The following is a 16,924-nucleotide window of genomic DNA, read 5'->3' on the forward strand; positions in this document are numbered from 1 at the left end:
CATTAACCTTTGCTAAGCGCATCAACTACTTTACTACTAATGTCTGCAGTCGGCTTAACATAGATCACAGCACCACGTTGTAGCACCATGTCATAGTTATCTTTTTCTGCGATTTTGTTAATAGCTTGCTGCACTTTAACAAGTAACTTGTTCTGCTCTTCACCTTGGCGACGACGCATATCTTCATCTAACGCCTTACCTTTAAGCTGCAGATCAGACTTCATTGATTCCATTTTACGAACCAACTCAGTCTTCTGAGTGTCACTCATTAGCGCACCGTCACGTTGTTGCTTCTCAAGCATCCCACGTAACTCTTCTTGGATTTTCTGAACACTGGCAACACGATCACCAAACTCAGTTTTCAAGGTTTTACTTACCTGCTCGCGCTGGGGTAACTGCTCGAATACGGCTTGCATATCAACTACTGCTATTTTCTCTGCTTGTGCCGCTAAAGGGGCTGCCAGTAGAACCAAAACCGTCATAGCGCGATTTAACATCTTCATCAAAAATTACTCCTGTATTCAGCAAAACTTGCCGATATATCTTTATAAATTAGTTAGAAATTAGAAAGTTTTACCAATGTTGAATGAGAAAATCTCAGTTTCATCATCTTCATATTCCTTGATTGGCCATGCGAGACTAAATACCATTGGTCCCATTGGCGACAACCACTGAACACTCATCCCCCAAGACGCACGGATCCGCGCTGGGTCTGAATAATCCTCTAGCTTATCAAACTCATGAGCAGGAAGATATTTGTATGAGTCATAATCGAACTCAGTATCCCATACGTTACCGGCATCAACAAAGAAGCTGGTTCGTACTGAATTTGTATATGCTTCATCCAAGAAAGGTGTCGGCACGATCATTTCGATACTTGCAGTCGCGATTGCATTACCACCAATAGAACGACCTGAACTGACCTGGATCTGGTTAGGATCGCCAGGTAAGAAACACCCATCGCCCGATGGATCAGGTGAACAAGGCTCTAGACCACGAGATAAGTAGAACGAACGTGGTCCAACAGAGTTAGACTTGAAGCCACGCAATGAGCTACTACCCCCTGAGTAATAGTTCTCCCAGAAAGGCAAGATTTGATCATTGTCATTAAACTTACCATAACCGTTGCCATAACCAAGACGTGCTTTGGTTAATACAACAAAGCTCTGATTACGGTTTAGCGGGAAGTAGAAACTCGTGTCAAAATCTGCTTTAAAATACTGCAGATCAGAGCCCGGAATAGTGATCTTAGTATTTAAACGCTGAGACGAACCATTCGATGGGAAGGTGCCTCGGTTTAAGTTACTACGTGACCAGCCTAAGTTTGCCTCGAAATTATCAAACGCTAATGAAGCATTAGGATCATCACTATCACGGTAGATATTATAAAAACGCAATGCCTGCTCATAAGCTGAAATCTCTGAGATTTCGTTATGACGATAACCTATACCACCATTGATACGATTATATTCATTGATCGGAAAACCTGAATTAATCGCGACACCATATGAACTGTTTTTATAAGCTTCGAGGTTGGCTTCATCAGCATCGAACTCATTCCAATAGATGCTTCCACCTAGACTGACACCATCTTTAGTAAAATAAGGATCAGTAAAAGATAGGTTGACATTCTTAGAGTATTTATTGGTATTTAAGTTAAGACCAGCTTGGTTACCCGTACCAAGAAAGTTGCTCTGCTGAACACCAAACTGCAGACTCATGCCCGATTCAGTACCGTAACCAACACCGGCGTTAAATGAACCCGATGGTTGCTCTTTTACACTAAACGCGACATCTACCAGATCATCAGTACCTGGTACCTGAACGGTTTCAGTGTCGACGGTTTCAAAATAACCTAGACGGTTAAGATTGGACTTTGAAAGCTCAACTTGCGCCGAGTTTAACCAAGCACCTTCCATCTGACGTAATTGACGTCGCATCACTTCATCTTTAGTGATCTGGTTACCTGAAAAGTTAATACTGCGTACATAAACCCGCTTACCCGGTTTAATATTAACGTTTAGGCTGACCTCTTTGGTCTCATCATCAATCTCAGGATAAGTTTTCACTTCAGGATAAGCGTAACCAAATCGACCTAAATATTTGCCGTACATCTCTTCGGCAAAGGTCACATCAGAGCCGTTATACATGTCTCCCACTTTAATTGGAAGAATCGCTTTCATCAGCTCCTCACGCCCCATGAGATCACCAGTTAGGTTAACTTCTTTAACCTTGTACTGCTCACCCTCATCGACATTAATCGTAATATAAAGCCCTTTACGATCTGGCGTCATAGTGACTTGAGTGGATGTGACATCAAAACGAATATAACCGCGGTTTTGATAGAAAGATTTAACGGTTTCGAGATCAGCCTCTAGCTTCTGCTTCTGATAGCGACGCTCACCGAACAGATCCCACCAAGCAACGAAATCTTTAAGCTCAAGCATGCCGATAAGTTCAGCATCGCTAAACTCTTCGTTACCAACGATATTTATCTGCTTAATTTCAGCAGCTAAACCTTCGGTAAAATTGAATTTCAGCTCAACACGATTTCGAGGTAAATTGATAACCTGTGCTTCGACTTTAGCGCCATACTTTCCGACGCCATAGTAGAAGTCCTGCAGGCTCTTCTCAATTCCAGTTAACATAGTCCGATCGAGTGACTCGCCAGTTTTAACACCTGAACCGTCTAGACTCTCTTGCAACTGTTCATCTTTGATATCTTTGTTGCCTTCAAAGGTAACGGCACTGATAGTTGGTCTCTCTTTGACCGTTACAATCAATACACCACCGTCACGACTCACTTCGATATGTTCAAAGTTAGTTGAGGCATACAAGCTTTTAATTGCTTGTTGAAGTTTAAGTTCATCAACAGTATCGCCAACCTTGACTGGAATTGTCAGTAAGGCCGCACCAAGAGCTACGCGCTGTAGTCCTTGAACTTGAATATCTGTGACTTCAAAAGGCTGGAATGTTTCTGCCCAACCGTTCCCTGATAAAGACGCACCGACTAATACCATCGAGGCAAAAAGTTTATTAAATCTCATAGAGCACTTCTAGTTATTGTGTGTCCTTGCTCAGAGTCGGGAGAAATCATTGAAAAGCGCAACACTCATCAACATTAGCAGCATAGCTGCCCCAAATCTGAATCCAATTTCCTGAACCTTTTCAGGTACAGGCCTGCCTGTGATCACTTCAATGAAGTAATATAACAGGTGTCCCCCATCAAGCACTGGCAAAGGTAGTAAGTTGATAATACCTAAGTTAACACTGATTAATGCGAGGAAACCTAAAAAGTAAACCAAGCCATAGTTAGCACTATTACCCGCACCTTGTGCAATAGATATTGGTCCACTTAAATTTTTCACCGATATATCGCCGGTGAACAACTTGCCTATCATCTTAAAGCTGACATCAACAAGTTGCCATGTTTTATCTGCTGCCACTACAAAAGATTCTATAAATCCATATTCTAATTGCAGTTTCATGTTTTCTGGCCAAGCAGCTTGAGTCGGAGCAATACCAATCACACCTTCAATCTTACCTTGAGCATTTTCTCGCTCTTGAGGAGTAACAACAAACTTAAGTTGCTCACCCGCTCGTTTTATCGTGATATCTACAGGCCTGTTTGGTGATGACTTTATCACCTCAACAAACTCTTCCCAATCGAGATAAGGTGCACCGTCCATTGCGACAAGAGTGTCGCCGACTTCAATACCTGCAGCAGCCGCTGCACCATCAGGACTCACTAAACCCAATACAGGCGTAATAGCGGGTCGGTAAATACCTAAACCTAAAGAGGTTATTGGTGACTCTTTATCAGGGTCGAAATGCCAACTTTCTGTATTTAAGGTGTACTTTTGACCTTGAGTAACGGGGGGTGAATCATTAACATCGGTCATTCCACTAATGGGAGTTAACGTTAACTCAACCTTGGGATCGCCTATGTGCGCTACTAATGCGTAAGTAACTTCTTCCCAGTTTTTAACCGACTGACCACCCACAGAGGTGATCTGCATCGGCTCATCAACCTGAATTTGTGCAGCAGGAGTACCCAGTATCGTCGTATCAATAACAGGCTTGAGAGAAGGAACACCAATAAGATACATGAAATAAAGCGCGATAATGGCGAAAAGAAAGTTCGCTAGCGGCCCAGCGGCAACAATCGCAATTCGTTGCCATACCGTTTTGCGGTTAAAAGCTTGATCTTTTAACTCTTCAGGGACGTCGTCAACTCGCTCATCGAGCATTTTAACGTAGCCACCGAGGGGAATAAGTGCCAAAACATACTCGGTTCCGTCTTTGCCCACCTTACGCCAAATGGCTTTACCGAAACCGATCGAAAAACGTTCGACCTTCACACCGCAACGCCTGGCTACCCAAAAATGGCCATACTCGTGTGCAGTAATTAGCATACCTAATGCAATGATAAAGGAACCTAGGTTCCAAAAAAAATCGATCATTCCCTTCCTCAGAGATTAGTTAAATTTTATTTACCCATTCTGTCGCATAGATACGAGACTGTACATCCAATGCTAAAATGTCATCAATATTGTTTAGTGCTTGTTTAGGTACATGACTTAAACAGTTTTCATTCACTTTAGCAATATCGGTAAATTTAATTTTATTATTTAAAAATGCAGCCACTGATATTTCATTTGCCGCATTTAATATTGTTGTTGCCTCTTGACCCTGCTCACACGCATCTATCGCTAACGCTAAACAAGGAAATCGAGTGAAGTCAGGTTCTAAGAAGCTTAACTGTCCGACTTTGAAAAAGTCTAAAGGTTCAACTCCAGAGCGAATTCTTTGTGGATAAGACATACAATGTGCAATCGGTGTGCGCATATCAGGGTTGCCCAGTTGAGCAATTACCGAGCCATCTAAGTACTGCACCATAGAGTGAATAACACTTTGAGGATGAACAACGACCTTAATCTGTTCGGCACTTGCATTAAATAACCAACGAGCTTCGATATACTCAAGCCCTTTGTTCATCATGCTCGCCGAATCAACAGAGATTTTACGCCCCATAGACCAATTAGGATGTTTACACGCTTGCGCTGGCGTCATTTGAGCTAATGAGCTTAGTTCAGAGCTTAAAAAGGGACCACCAGAACCCGTTAGCAAGATATGTGAGATGCCCGCTTCTTTAAATTCACAGAAACCTATTCTTTGCTGTTCAGATTCAGGTAACACTTGAAAAATCGCGTTGTGCTCACTATCTACTGGTAACACCTGAGCACCGGATTTCTTCATCTCTTCAATAAAGAGGCGCCCTGACATCACCAGAGACTCTTTATTCGCTAATAACACTCGCTTACCAGCTTTAACAGCAGCAAGTGTTGGCATTAGCCCTGCCGCGCCAACAATTGCGGCCATAACGGTATCAACACAAGTTGCTGTTACAATAGCGTAAAGCTCATCTTCGCCAGTGGTTACTTCAACTTTTGAACTCGGCGACAGTCGCTCCTGCAACAACTTAGCCGCGTTAGCATCAACCATGTGTGCAATTTGAGGTTGATGTAACTCACATAGAGCCAGCATCTTGTCGACATTGGTATTGGCCACTAACGCATAAATAGAATAAGCCTCAAAATTATTGGAAATCACGCTCAGCGTGCTTGCACCAATAGATCCTGTAGCGCCTAATATCACCATGTTCTGCATAAAATTACATCCAAAATGCAATATAGATTAATGTAAATACAGGCAGTGCAGCAGTTAAACTGTCGATACGGTCTAGAACGCCACCATGACCAGGCAGAATGTTGCCAGAATCTTTAATCTCAGCCACGCGTTTAAACATGCTTTCAGAAAGATCGCCAACGGCAGACACCAAGGCCACAAACAGAGTCACGCAAATAACCAAACTCAGTTCCTGCTCAGGAGAAATCTGCATGATTGCAAACACAATCAACATGCTCATCGCTAAGCCGCCGACTAGGCCTTCAATGGTTTTAGCTGGACTAACATTGGGCATCAATTTAGTACGCCCTAACGCTTTACCCGCAAAATAAGCGCCGCTATCAGTCGCCCACACAACTAACATGACTAAAAAGACTAATGAGCCACCATAGTATGGATCAAGCTCTGTGCTTAGCCCTTTAAGCGCAACCAGTGCGGCATAGCATGGAATTAGCGTTAGCTGACCGAACATAGACTTGAACATATGGCTTTTTTGCCATAATGCTGCACTTTTAGGGAACGATATCACTAACAGAAAAGCGATAATCCACCAGAAGGCCCCGATTAAAATAATCGAAAGGTATACCGGATGGAGATGTCCCTTAAACCAAAGTTCATCACTTGGCACAAATAAATTTAGTGCCACTAATAAGATGCCAATGGTAACCGTGAAGCTCCACTGCGTTATCTGACAGCGTTTATCAATTATCTGCCCCCACTCCTTGGCTGCGATTAAAAATACCCCTATAAGCGCCCAAGAGAAGTATTCTGTAGGGAGCCCAAAAACGGCTCCCAAAACCAAGGGGATTAACCATATTGCTGTTATTATTCGTTGTTTTAGCAAAACTGTCCCTCTACATTATTTAATTTCTTGCAACGACTCTATCTGACAACCCGTCAAACCAAATCGACGTTGTCTTGAGGCAAAAGTTGCGACTGCTTGCTTAAAAGCCTGCTCATCAAAATCAGGCCACAGGATATCGGTAAACACCAACTCTGCATACGCTGCTTGCCAGAGCACAAAGTTACTAATCCGGTAATCACCACCCGTGCGGATCATTAAATCAACTTCAGGCTGATTTTGCATGCTTAAATGACGACTTATGGCCTCTTCAGTGAACTGACTGCTGCTCATTTCACCAGATTCCACTTTTTCAGCCAATATTTTAGCCGCCTGCATGATATCCCAACGGCCACCATAGTTAGCTGCAACATTGAGAACCATGCCAGTATTATTGGCAGTTTTATCTTCGGCGGCAGCGATCTGTTTCTGTAATCGTTCAGAAAAACGGCTTGTATCACCAATGATATTGAGTCTCACACCATTGTTATGGAGTAATTTAATCTCTCGTTGAAGTACAGTAAAAAATAGTTCCATCAACAAGGTGACCTCTTTATCAGGTCTACGCCAATTCTCGCTCGAAAACGCAAACAAGGTTAGCGAGTCAATGCCCATCTCTCTGGCGGTGCTAACTGCACGCCTAACCGTTTTAACACCAGCTTTATGCCCCATGACTCTAGGCTTACCTTTCGCCTGAGCCCAGCGCCCATTGCCATCCATGATGATAGCAACGTGCTTTGGAGTGGACAGCTTAACAAGCTCTGCAAGCTCCAAAGCTGAAAACTCTGAACAAGATTCGGAGTCGATTGACATCTATTACAACCCTTTAAATAGACAAACGCCGTGTAGTATACCTCTACACGGCGCCTTAACTCTAGTTTCTTAGCCTGAGATTAGACTTCCATCAGCTCTGCTTCTTTTGCAGCCAATATCTCGTCAATCAGTTTGATATGCGCATCGGTGAATTTCTGCACGTCTTCTTCACTGCGGCGTACGTCATCTTCAGTACACTCTTTGTCTTTCTCTAATCCTTTCACATCAGAGTTGGCATCACGACGCACGTTACGTACCGCGATACGACCATTTTCAGCTTCAGCACGTACAACCTTGATAAGGTCTTTACGACGTTGCTCAGTCAGCGCTGGAAGTGGTACTCGGATTGTTGCACCTGCAGACATTGGATTTAGACCCAAATCTGAACTCATGATCGCCTTTTCTACTGCAGGGATCATTGTGCTATCAAATACAGAGATAGCCAGTGTACGTGAATCTTCAATTGAGACATTACCCACCTGTTTCAATGGCGTTAAAGAACCATAATAAGGCACTTTAATCGAATCCAATAGACTTGGGTGTGCACGACCAGTACGGACTTTAGCCATCTGTGTTTTAGTCGCTTCAACGCATTTGTCCATGCGTTCCTTAGCATCTTTTTTAATTTCGTTTAGCACGTTAATTATCCTTTATGTGTCTCTGAATGCTTAATCTTCATTGAACTAAAGCTTTCGCATAGCAATATTTGCCTGCTCGCTTCACTCTCGATGTTTACACAGCGAGGCTACTGACTTTTGTCGATTTGATCATTGTCCCTTCGTGCTCGCCCATAATCACGCGGCGAAGAGCACCAGGTTTATTCATGTTAAAAACTAATATTGGCATATCATGATCTCTCGCCATCGTAAATGCAGCAAGATCCATCACTTTTAATTCTTTATCAAGTACTTCATCGTAACCCATTTCATCGTACTTTACTGCATCTGGGTTCTTAACTGGATCATCTGAGTAGACGCCATCAACTTTAGTGCCTTTTAAAACCACTTCAGCTTCGATTTCGATACCGCGTAAACATGCGGCAGAGTCAGTAGTACAAAAAGGGTTACCTGTACCGGCTGCAAAGATAACCACACGACCTGATTTCAGCAAGCTAATCGCTTCAGCCCAGTTGTAGTCATCACATACACCTTTAAGAGGGATTGCAGACATTAATCTTGCATTGACATAGGCACGGTGCAAAGCATCACGCATTGCCAAACCGTTCATCACAGTTGCAAGCATACCCATATGATCACCAACAACGCGATTCATACCAGCTTTAGCTAGTCCTTCACCACGGAATAGGTTACCACCACCGATAACCACACCTACCTGAATGCCAAGCTCAACCAGTTCTTTTATCTCCTGAGCCATACGATCCAACACTTTAGGATCTATGCCAAAGCCTTCTTCACCCATTAAGGCTTCGCCACTAAGCTTAAGAAGAATACGTCGAAATGCAGGTTTAGGATTCGTGCTCATTATTATTGTCCTGGTTTATGCCGATAGGTAATTATCTGATATACAATAAAACCGCAGCGGTTGCTACGGTTTTATGGGGGCTTAAGTAAGGGGATTAAGCCTTAGAAGCAGCGATCTGTGCAGCAACTTCTGCAGCAAAATCTTCTGATTTCTTCTCAATACCTTCGCCAACTTCTAGACGGATGAAGTTAGTTACTGTAGCGCCTTTTTCTTTAAGAATGTCGCCAACAGTTTTCTTAGGCTCCATGATGTAAGCCTGACCTGTAAGAGAGATCTCACCGGTAAACTTCTTCATACGGCCAACAACCATCTTCTCAGCGATTTCAGCAGGCTTGCCTTCGTTCATCGCGATTTCGATTTGAAGTGCTTTTTCTCTTTCAACAAGATCAGCAGGAACGTCAGTTGGATTAACGAACTCTGGCTTAGAAGCAGCAATGTGCATTGCGATGTGCTTAAGCGTTTCTGCATCAGCGTCACCAGCAACAACAACACCAATACGATCACCGTGACGGTAAGAAGAAAGGTTAGCACCGTCAATGTACTCAACGCGACGAATATTGATGTTCTCACCAATCTTAGTCACTAGAGCAATACGTGTATCTTCGAACTGTGCTTTTAGATCTTCGATAGTTACTTTAGATGCTGAAGCAACGTCTAGTACCGCGTTAGCGAATCCTAGGAAGTTTGCATCTTTTGCAACGAAGTCAGTTTGACAGTTAACTTCTAATAGCGCAGCAAAACCTTCGCCATTTTGAATAAGAATTGTACCTTCAGCAGCGATGTTACCTGCTTTTTTAGCAGCCTTAGCAGCACCACTTTTACGCATATTGTCAATTGCTAGCTCAATATCACCAGCAGTTTCAGTCAATGCGTTCTTACAATCCATCATGCCAGCGCCAGTGCGCTCACGAAGTTCTTTAACCTGGGCAGCAGTAATTGCCATTGTTAAATCCTCTAAAAATAATTCTTCAAATAGGAAACAGGGGCCGAAGGCCCCTGATCACCAATCAACTCGCTTGGTTAATATGGGAGATGAAAATCATCAACCTTATTATTCAGCTTCGACGAAACCGTCTTGCTCAGCTTGTACAGCTAGATCTTGACCACGGCCAGCTTTAGCAGCGGCAGCAACAGATTCAGTGTATAAACGGATTGAACGCATTGCGTCATCGTTACCAGGAACGATGTAGTTGATACCGTCTGGAGAAGAGTTAGTATCAACAACAGCTACAACTGGGATACCCAAGTTGTTGGCTTCTTTAATAGCGATATGCTCATGGTCAGCACCGATAACGAAAATAACGTCAGGTAGGCCGCCCATGTTCTTGATACCACCAAGAGATTTTTCTAACTTCTCAAGCTCACGAGTACGCATAAGCGCTTCTTTCTTAGTAAGCTTGTCGAAAGTACCGTCAATAGACTGGCTCTCAAGATCTTTAAGACGCTTGATTGATTGACGAACTGTTTTCCAGTTAGTCAACATACCGCCTAACCAGCGGTGATCTACGTAGTACTGATCACAAGAGATAGCAGACTCTTTGATAGCTTCGCTTGCAGCACGCTTAGTACCAACAAAAAGAACTTTACCTTTCTTTGATGCAACGTTGCTGATGAAAGCAAGTGCTTCATTGAACATAGGCACAGTGTGCTCTAGGTTGATGATGTGAACACCATTACGAGCGCCGAAGATGAATGGCTTCATCTTTGGGTTCCAGTAACGAGTCTGGTGACCGAAGTGAACACCGGCTTGTAGCATGTCGCGCATTGAAACTGTAGTCATTTTAATACCTTAAATAGTTGGGGGTTAGACCTCCACGTATCCCATACTTCCGACCTATAAAGGCACCCCGGAGAATGTGTCGACACGTGTGTGATTTAGTATTTACAATTAGCCATGTATAATGGCGGCCATGCTTAATTCCGCACTTCATGACATACTGCTAAAATTCTAACGCTAAGCGCGTAGAGTTTGTTGCATTTGCCAATAATTAAAGTGAGAGAGTCAAACATAACGGCGCGCTTTATACCATATTAGGATTACAAACACAAATTTTTGCTGTAAATTACACACAGAATTCGTCATTAAAAAGACCCGAGAGATAGCTTAATGAGCATAGTAATAAAGACTGCTGAAGAGATTGAAAAGATGCGTACTGCGGGCAAGCTGGCCGCTGAAGTACTTGAGATGATCGCCCCTTTTGTTAAAGTGGGTGTGACGACGAACGAACTCAATGATATTTGTGCAAAATTTACTGAAGACAATGGCGCTATCTCAGCTCCCCTCAATTACCACGGTTTTCCAAAATCCATCTGCACCTCAGTCAATGACGTTATTTGTCATGGCATCCCAAATGATCGCCCGCTGAAAGATGGAGATGTTGTTAACCTAGATATTACCGTTATCAAAGATGGTTTCCATGGTGATACATCTAAAATGTTCCTCGTTGGTGATGTCAGCCCAAAAGATATGCGCTTGTGCCGCGTTGCTCAAGAGAGCCTTTACGCCAGTATCAAAAAGGTTCGACCAGGCATGAAGCTTGGCGAAATAGGGACCATTGTTGAAAAACTGGTTAAGACCAAAAAAACCGGTCTTGAAAAGTACAGTATCGTGAAAGATTACTGTGGCCACGGCATTGGTGCAGGCTTCCATGAAGAGCCGCAAGTGATGCATTACAAAAACAGTGATAAAACGGTGTTACGTCCTGGTATGTGCTTTACTATCGAGCCGATGATAAACGCTGGACGACATACCTGTATCCTAGATAAGGATGATAACTGGACAGTTACCACCTCAGACGGTAAAAAATCTGCGCAATGGGAACACACATTATTAGTGACTAAAACGGGAGTTGAAATTTTAACCCTTCGTGCTGAAGAGGATCTCCCTAGAGTAATTAATCACTAAGTATAGATAACGATTATTACCGATTTATCCACTGAATAAATAGTCAGGATAAATCGGTAATATATATGCTCGCTCAAGGGATTCAATGACCACTTCACCTGCTCAACTCGCCAAAGCTGCACTTCTCGAACAAAACAACGAACTACTCTCCCAGTTTCGGCTTAAGGGTGATATCAAACAATTAGTCGCCCAACGTTGTAACTTTGTCGATCGGTTATTGCAGCAACAATGGCACGCCCACGAGCTTGACCGCTACCCAATCGCACTTATCGCTGTTGGCGGTTATGGCAGAGCAGAGTTGCATCCCCAATCTGATATCGATCTGTTATTTCTCATCGACACAGAATTAACGGCCGATGCAGAAAAAGCCTTAAGTAGCTATATCGCTTTCTTGTGGGATGCGGGTCTTGAGGTTGGTCACAGTGTTCGCAGCATCGAAGAGACATTAGAACAGGGATTAAGTGACGTTACTATCGCCACAAACCTGATTGAATCAAGGCTTTTATCGGGTCCTCAAAGCTTATATCAAACTCTTTATTCCAGAATAAGAGATGATAACTTCTGGCCACCAAGTAAATTCTATATTGCCAAACGTGATGAACAGCTTGCTCGCCACGCTAAAGCAAGTGCTTTCGATCTGGAGCCCAACTTAAAAACCTGTCCCGGTGGATTAAGAGATATTCACACCGTCGTGTGGGTCGCTATGCGCTATTTCAATGCATCAAAAACCGAAGATCTCGTTGGCCATGGTTTTTTAGAACCTGAGGAACTCGATGAGCTGATAAAATGCCAGTCATTTTTATGGGAGCTCAGGTTTGCATTGCACATTATTTCCGGCAGAGATGAAAACCGTCTATTGTTCGATCTTCAACGTCAGGTCGCCGATCTACTGGGTTATGAAGACTCAACGCAATTAGGCGTTGAGCAGATGATGAAACGTTACTACCGTACTGTACGGCGAGTAATGGAGCTTAATCAAATGCTGCTTCAACTGTTCAAACGGGCAACGCTTGGACACACCAAAGCACTGGAAATAAAGCCAATTAATCAAAACTATCAACTTCGTGGAGGCTTCATTGAAAGCTTGAACGAATATTTGTTTGATGATCCCGTTGAGATTGTAAACCTGTTTCTTTATGCCGCTAAGAACTCTAATATTAAGGGGATTTATGCCCCAACACTGCGCAGCTTAAGAAGAGCTAGACGGTCACAAACTCAGCCCTTGATGAATCACCCAGGTTGTCGCATCATTTTTTCAGCAATCCTGCGCCACCCAAGAGGCATAGCTTCACTTTCTCTAATGCACAGACATGGAGTCTTATCCGCTTACCTTCCAGCTTGGCGAGAGATTGAAGGGCAAATGCAGTTCGATCTTTTTCATGCTTACACGGTTGATGAACACACCCATAGATTACTGCAAAATATCGACCGTTTTTCCCAGCCGGAACAAAGAGAGGAGTTTCCTTTAGGCTCAGTGCTTATTAATCAGCTACCCAAAAAAGAGTTGTTGGTCCTCGCAGCGCTGTTTCACGATATTGGAAAAGGACGCGGTGGCGATCACAGCAAACTTGGCGCCGTTGATGCTTTGGCTTTTTGTAAACTGCACGATCTGAGCGATCACGATGGTCGACTCGTCAGCTGGCTGGTTGAAAATCATTTAGTGATGTCAGTAACGGCGCAACGACGCGATATATCCGATCCCGATGTCGTCGGAGAATTTGCCGATAAAGTACGTGATGCTGTCCACTTAAGTTACCTTTACTGTCTCACCGTGGCGGATATCTGTGCCACCAACGAAAAGACTTGGAACAACTGGAAAGGCTCCCTACTACGCGAACTCTACTTTTCAACTCAAAGGGTGCTCGCTCGCGGTAAAGAAAAGCCAGTGGACATTCGAGCCAGAGTACGAGAGCACCAAGCCAAAGCAAAAAAAGAGTTACTCAGACGTGGCGTTAAAGAGAAGAGTTTAGATGCGCTTTGGCAACGATTTAAGGCTGATTATTTTTTAAAACATCAAGCAAATCAAATCGCTTGGCACTGCGATGCCATCTTGAAACATAAACAAGCAGAGCCTTTAGTGCTTATCTCAAAACACACGACGAGAGGCGGTACTGAACTGTTTATTTATGGCCAAGATAAGCCTAAATTATTCGCGACTGTGATGGCGGTTTTAGACAATAAAAATATCAATGTTCATGATGCCAGTGTGATGGCCTCAAAAGATGGATACGTGCTGGACTCTTTTGTTATTCTTGAGCAAGATGGCAGCTCGGTATCTCAAACATCACGTATTCAAAGTCTTCGAAAGGCACTGGTAAAAGCCCTAAGCAGTGATACAGCTAAGTTGCCTAAATTTAAGAAGCTCCCACGACAGATGAAACAATTTAAAGTACGGACTCAAGTGAGCTTCTTGCCATCTCGTCGTAGCAGCACAAGCATGATGGAACTGATCACGTTAGATAGCCCTGGTCTACTCGCTAAACTTGGTGATATTTTATACCGCTGTAAAATACGGTTACTTACCGCAAAAATCACCACCATAGGCGAACGAGCTGAAGATTTCTTTATGCTTCAAAATGCCGATGGCGAAGAGCTCAATCTTGAGCAAAAACAATTACTCCAAGAAAGTCTAATCAAAGCATTTACAAAGCAAGCAATGAATTAACCGGAAGCGAAATTAGTCAACATTTTACGAATGAAAAATGAGCGAGATGTTAGATAGCATTAATTATGCTAAATCATTCTTTTATATTTCTTCAGAGCAACACATTTTTGTATAAGTTGAGTATATAATCATTTTTCAACGAAATTTAATCAATTACATAATCGGGAGACATTGATGGAGGCTTTACGCCAACGCATAGAAGCAGCTTTTGAAGTGCGTGCAGAAATTAGTCCTAATACAGTTGAGCCAAGTTTACGTGCAGACGTAGAGCAGGTTATCAACATGCTCGACACTGGTGAAGCTAGAGTCGCTGAAAAAATTGATGGGCAGTGGTATGTCCACCAATGGCTGAAAAAAGCGGTATTGCTCTCATTCCGTATCTTTGATAACGCAGTTATCGACGGGGCTGAAACTAAGTACTTTGATAAAGTACCGATGAAATTTGCTGATTACGATGATGCTCGCTTCAGAAAAGAAGCCATCCGAGTTGTGCCACCAGCAGCCGTTCGTAAAGGCTCTTTTATCGGTAAGAATACCGTATTAATGCCGTCATACGTTAACCTTGGCGCTTATGTCGACGAAGGTTCTATGGTCGATACATGGGCCACTGTAGGTTCTTGTGCGCAGATCGGTAAGAATGTCCACCTATCTGGCGGTGTTGGCATTGGTGGTGTTTTAGAGCCATTGCAAGCAGGACCTACCATTATCGAAGATAACTGCTTTATTGGTGCTCGTTCTGAAGTTGTTGAAGGCGTCATTGTTGAAGAAGGCAGTGTGATTTCAATGGGCGTGTATCTGGGTCAAAGTACACGTATCTATGATCGTGAAACTGGTGAAGTTCATTACGGAAGAGTGCCTGCTGGCTCAGTGGTTGTTTCTGGTACTTTGCCTTCGAAATGCGGTAACTATAATCTTTATGCTGCAATTATCGTCAAAAAAGTTGACGCTAAAACTCGCGGTAAAGTCGGTATCAATGAACTACTCAGAATTGTCGATTAATTCTTGATTCGGTAACAAAAAAACTCTCACTTCGATGGGAGTTTTTTTATACTTTTTTTAAAACACACACTTTCTTACGCTGTGAAACACTCTGTTCCCACCACCACATCTTGATACATTTAACTACAAATAGCTTACAGCTTTCCTAGTAAAAACAGTCTTTAATCTATCCAACCCCGAAGAAAAGACGCTAGGAGCTACACATGAAAAAGTTACTTACCATTGCAACACTGTTCTTAACTCCACTTGCCTTTAATGCCTCTGCAGCTATGGATCCACAACTTAAAAAGACACTTGTAGATGTCTGTAAAGCAGGTGCCAGCAACAGCATGTACAAATTACACAAGACGGTAAAAAGTTACCGTATAAATGAACAAAGAATTTACCCTCGTCTAGTTTGTAACGGCGAGACCTTTCATCAATTTACACTCAGTCAGGGAGCGGATAAAACAGCAAAACATATTGGTCAATATATGAAAGGCTCGGTGACCATTAAAGATATTGCCATGACCTATAATTCAGCTGAAATGCTAACCGTTAGCTATTAATCATGTGGGTTAGATCAATATTTGATGAAATTCATAAAACTGAATTCTAGAGATTAAAAAAAGAGCCATTAAGGCTCTTTTTAATGATTAGATCTCTTACTTCAATATCGATTGATATTCACTTTATGTTAATTAAAAACGACTGTTTTATTCCCATAAACAATCACTTCTTCATGCATGACTAAGTGTAACGCTTTACTAAGGACACTTTTTTCAACATCACGGCCATTTTTAGCTAAATCATCTGCACTGTAACTATGGTCTACATGAATAACATCTTGTTTGATAATCGGCCCTTCATCCAAGCAATTATTTACGAAGTGAGCCGTAGCCCCAATAATCTTAACGCCTCGCTCCCACGCTTGACGATATGGTGATGCACCAATAAAAGCGGGGAGGAACGAATGATGAATATTAATAATTCGGTTAGGGAACCGCTCAACAAATTCCGGCGTCAATATTCGCATGAATTTGGCCAATACCAAATAATCAGCCTCATAGCCTTCAATCACTGCGACCATTTTGTTCTCATGCTCTGCACGTGAACATCCCTCATGGGAAATAAAATGAAAGGGAATATCAAACTTCTCAGCCAAGGGCTCTAAACTCTGATAATTTCCCACAATCGCAGCGATATCAACATCCAGTCCGCCATAGTAGGCCTTCATCAAGATGTCACCTAAACAGTGAGCCTCTTTAGTGACCAAGATAACGATGCGCTTTTTCGCGGAGCTAACCAGCTTAATATCACTGGTAGACGGTAATACCTTCTCAAGGTCGTTGATAATGAGTTCACCATTAAACTCACCTTCCAACTCAGTTCGCATAAAGAAACGTCCCTGAGCATTATCAACGAATTCACTGTTTTTAATAATATTTAATTGATGGTTAAAACACACACCAGTAATTTTAGAGATCAACCCCTGTGCGTCAGCGCAGTTTGTGATCAATACTTTACGTTCCATACTCTTTCAACTCCAAAA

15 protein-coding genes are annotated in these 16,924 nt (G+C 42.7%); 4 read left to right on the forward strand and 11 right to left on the reverse strand.

Translation table 11 applies throughout. The annotated features are described in order from the left end of the window. Nucleotides 1–2: 2 nt before the first annotated feature. The 10 genes from FN961_RS10875 to rpsB all read right to left on the reverse strand — a co-directional run bounded on the left by FN961_RS10875 (nucleotide 3) and on the right by rpsB (nucleotide 10,604). The gene (locus FN961_RS10875; RefSeq protein WP_144040270.1) at nucleotides 3–497 is read right to left on the reverse strand and encodes an OmpH/Skp family outer membrane protein; all 495 of its coding nucleotides are present in this window, start codon (nucleotides 495–497) and stop codon (nucleotides 3–5) included. A 66-nt stretch (nucleotides 498–563) separates the two neighbouring features. After that, nucleotides 564–3,047 (reverse strand): outer membrane protein assembly factor BamA, encoded by a 2,484-nt coding sequence (gene bamA / locus FN961_RS10880; RefSeq protein ID WP_144040208.1) that lies wholly within the window; start codon nucleotides 3,045–3,047, stop codon nucleotides 564–566. Between the two features lie 30 nt (nucleotides 3,048–3,077). Continuing rightward, on the reverse strand, nucleotides 3,078–4,463 hold the full coding sequence (gene rseP / locus FN961_RS10885) for a sigma E protease regulator RseP (protein WP_144040209.1): 1,386 nt from the start codon (nucleotides 4,461–4,463) through the stop codon (nucleotides 3,078–3,080). A 19-nt stretch (nucleotides 4,464–4,482) separates the two neighbouring features. After that, nucleotides 4,483–5,670, reverse strand: coding sequence for a 1-deoxy-D-xylulose-5-phosphate reductoisomerase (gene ispC, locus FN961_RS10890; protein ID WP_144040210.1), 1,188 nt, complete (start codon nucleotides 5,668–5,670; stop codon nucleotides 4,483–4,485). A 4-nt stretch (nucleotides 5,671–5,674) separates the two neighbouring features. Beyond that, a complete protein-coding gene (locus FN961_RS10895) occupies nucleotides 5,675–6,532 on the reverse strand; it encodes a phosphatidate cytidylyltransferase (protein WP_144040211.1) in 858 nt (285 codons plus the stop codon). A 15-nt stretch (nucleotides 6,533–6,547) separates the two neighbouring features. Then, the gene (gene uppS, locus FN961_RS10900; RefSeq protein ID WP_144040212.1) at nucleotides 6,548–7,342 is read right to left on the reverse strand and encodes a polyprenyl diphosphate synthase; all 795 of its coding nucleotides are present in this window, start codon (nucleotides 7,340–7,342) and stop codon (nucleotides 6,548–6,550) included. Nucleotides 7,343–7,422: 80 nt separating this feature from the next. Beyond that, nucleotides 7,423–7,980 carry a ribosome recycling factor gene (frr, locus tag FN961_RS10905; RefSeq protein ID WP_144040213.1) on the reverse strand — a complete coding sequence of 186 codons (558 nt, stop codon included), beginning with the start codon at nucleotides 7,978–7,980 and terminating at the stop codon, nucleotides 7,423–7,425. Nucleotides 7,981–8,074: 94 nt separating this feature from the next. Continuing rightward, on the reverse strand, nucleotides 8,075–8,824 hold the full coding sequence (gene pyrH, locus FN961_RS10910) for a UMP kinase (protein ID WP_144040214.1): 750 nt from the start codon (nucleotides 8,822–8,824) through the stop codon (nucleotides 8,075–8,077). Between the two features lie 94 nt (nucleotides 8,825–8,918). Further along, nucleotides 8,919–9,767: a translation elongation factor Ts gene (gene tsf, locus FN961_RS10915; RefSeq protein WP_144040215.1), complete on the reverse strand. Its 849-nt coding sequence runs from the start codon at nucleotides 9,765–9,767 to the stop codon at nucleotides 8,919–8,921. Between the two features lie 108 nt (nucleotides 9,768–9,875). Continuing rightward, nucleotides 9,876–10,604, reverse strand: a complete 729-nt coding sequence (gene rpsB / locus FN961_RS10920; RefSeq protein ID WP_144040216.1) for a 30S ribosomal protein S2 — start codon at nucleotides 10,602–10,604, stop codon at nucleotides 9,876–9,878. Nucleotides 10,605–10,931: 327 nt separating this feature from the next. On the opposite strand from rpsB, the gene map reads away from it, so the two are divergent. From map to FN961_RS10940, 4 genes are all read left to right on the forward strand, one after another. Next, the gene (gene map, locus FN961_RS10925) at nucleotides 10,932–11,729 is read left to right on the forward strand and encodes a type I methionyl aminopeptidase (protein ID WP_144040217.1); all 798 of its coding nucleotides are present in this window, start codon (nucleotides 10,932–10,934) and stop codon (nucleotides 11,727–11,729) included. Between the two features lie 85 nt (nucleotides 11,730–11,814). Then, complete coding sequence (glnD, locus tag FN961_RS10930) at nucleotides 11,815–14,394, forward strand: bifunctional uridylyltransferase/uridylyl-removing protein GlnD (RefSeq protein ID WP_144040218.1); 2,580 nt, start codon at nucleotides 11,815–11,817, stop codon at nucleotides 14,392–14,394. A 174-nt stretch (nucleotides 14,395–14,568) separates the two neighbouring features. Continuing rightward, nucleotides 14,569–15,393: a 2,3,4,5-tetrahydropyridine-2,6-dicarboxylate N-succinyltransferase gene (gene dapD, locus FN961_RS10935; RefSeq protein ID WP_144040219.1), complete on the forward strand. Its 825-nt coding sequence runs from the start codon at nucleotides 14,569–14,571 to the stop codon at nucleotides 15,391–15,393. A gap of 203 nt (nucleotides 15,394–15,596) precedes the next feature. After that, nucleotides 15,597–15,941, forward strand: a complete 345-nt coding sequence (locus FN961_RS10940) for a DUF3718 domain-containing protein (protein ID WP_144040220.1) — start codon at nucleotides 15,597–15,599, stop codon at nucleotides 15,939–15,941. Nucleotides 15,942–16,069: 128 nt separating this feature from the next. Here the strand turns inward: FN961_RS10940 and purU are convergent, their stop codons facing one another. Next, nucleotides 16,070–16,906: a formyltetrahydrofolate deformylase gene (gene purU / locus FN961_RS10945; protein ID WP_144040221.1), complete on the reverse strand. Its 837-nt coding sequence runs from the start codon at nucleotides 16,904–16,906 to the stop codon at nucleotides 16,070–16,072. Nucleotides 16,907–16,924 lie beyond the last annotated feature (18 nt).

Origin of the sequence: Shewanella hanedai, assembly GCF_007197645.1 — a bacterium.
In the GTDB taxonomy this organism is placed as follows: Bacteria; Pseudomonadota; Gammaproteobacteria; order Enterobacterales; family Shewanellaceae; genus Shewanella; species Shewanella hanedai.